Below are 1,526 nucleotides of genomic sequence, written 5' to 3'. Positions count from 1 at the left end.
CGACCCCCGCGCCGTCGTGGACGAGCGCCTCGCCGTGGTGGCTCGCGAGCGCGGGCGACGGCGCGATGCCGCGCACCAGGTCGGAGGACCCGCGGACGAAGTCCTCGGGCGTGCCCATGTCCCGCCAGTACGCCGAGTCGACGAAGCCGTAGACCCGCTTGTCCTCGGCGAGCAGCTGCGGGAAGGTCTCACGCTCCACCGAGACGGGGACGCCCTCGGGGATCTGTGCGATCAGCTCGCGCCGGAAGACGTAGCAGCCGGCGTTGATCTGATCGGTCGGCGGGTCCTGCGTCTTCTCCAGGAACTCCAGGACCCGGCCGTCGTCGTCGGTCGGCACACAGCCGAACGCACGGGGATCGGAGACCCGGACCAGGTGCATGGTCAGGTCGGCGTTCTTGGCGTGGTGGAGGTCGAGGATCCGGGTGAGATCGGTACCGCCCAGCACGTCACCGTTGAACACCATGATCGTCGAGGCGGTGAGCTCGTCCAGGACGTTGCGGATGCCGCCGCCCGTGCCCAGGGGTTCGGTCTCCACCACGTACGTCAGTTCCAGGTCGAGGTCGGACCCGTCCCCGAAGTGCTCCTCGAACACCTCGGCCTTGAACGACGTGCCCAGCACCACGCGCCGGATGCCCGCCGCCCGGATCCGCGAGAGCAGGTGGGTGAGGAAGGGCAGCCCGGCCGTGGGCAGCATGGGCTTGGGCGCCGAGATGGTCAGCGGTCGCAGGCGGGTCCCCTTGCCGCCCACCAGGACCACCGCCTCGGTGTCGGCGATGAGTTCGCGCGGCTCGGCGCTGGAGGGGGTCGTCGAGGTCACAGTCCTACTCCCGATGTCGTGGGCCCCCGGCCGCGCGCTCGCGCGGCCCACACGGGCCGGTGGATGGTCACGTCCCCGCGTCAGCGCAGATCGCGCCGCGCGGATCGGATCGCGAGGCGGCACCGCAGTTCCAGACCCGCCCTCAGTGCCCAGCGTATCGGTGCCTGCCACGCGGCCGGATGCCTGTCCGCCTGGAAGAGGTACGCGCTGTTGTGGTGTGCCCGGAGGGTGAACTCCGGCACGGTCCTGGCCGCGTGACCCTGATCGTGGTGGATCACCGACGACGGCACGTAGACGCTCTGCCACCCGGCGCGGCCGAGCCGGTCCCCCAGGTCCACGTCCTCCAGGTACATGAAATAGCGCTCGTCGAACCCGCCGAGCGCGTCGAACGCCTCACGCCGCAGCAGCAGGCACGACCCTGACAACCACCCCGCGGTCCGCTCGGACCCCATGTCGGAGTCGTCGAGGTAGTGGGCGGTCCACGGGTTACCCGGCCACACCGGGCCCAGCAGGGCGTGACCGATACCGGCGCCGAGCCGCGGCACGGCGCGGGCCGAGGGGTACACGGAACCGTCCGTCTCCGCGATCCTCGGACCGAACGCCGCCGCCCGGGGCCACCGGTGGGCGGCCTCGAGCAGCGCGTCCACCGACCCCGGCTCGAACCACACGTCCGGGTTGACGACCAGCACGAACTCCTGGTCGAACTCGG

General features: G+C 71.4%; 2 protein-coding genes. Both read right to left on the bottom strand.

What is annotated here, in order from left to right; translation table 11 throughout:
• Positions 1 to 817, bottom strand: an 817-nt coding sequence (locus G6027_RS13740) for an NDP-sugar synthase (RefSeq protein ID WP_346995740.1), incomplete at its 3' end; no start/stop codon positions are given.
• Positions 818 to 897: 80 nt separating this feature from the next.
• A partial coding sequence (locus G6027_RS13735) for a glycosyltransferase family 2 protein (RefSeq protein WP_182637658.1) occupies positions 898 to 1,526 on the bottom strand: 629 nt, incomplete at its 5' end.

This window comes from Dietzia sp. SLG310A2-38A2, assembly GCF_014145095.1.
Taxonomy (GTDB): domain Bacteria; phylum Actinomycetota; class Actinomycetes; order Mycobacteriales; family Mycobacteriaceae; genus Dietzia.
The sequence above is the reverse complement of the archived record's forward strand: the minus strand, read 5'-3'. Positions and strand labels throughout refer to the sequence as shown.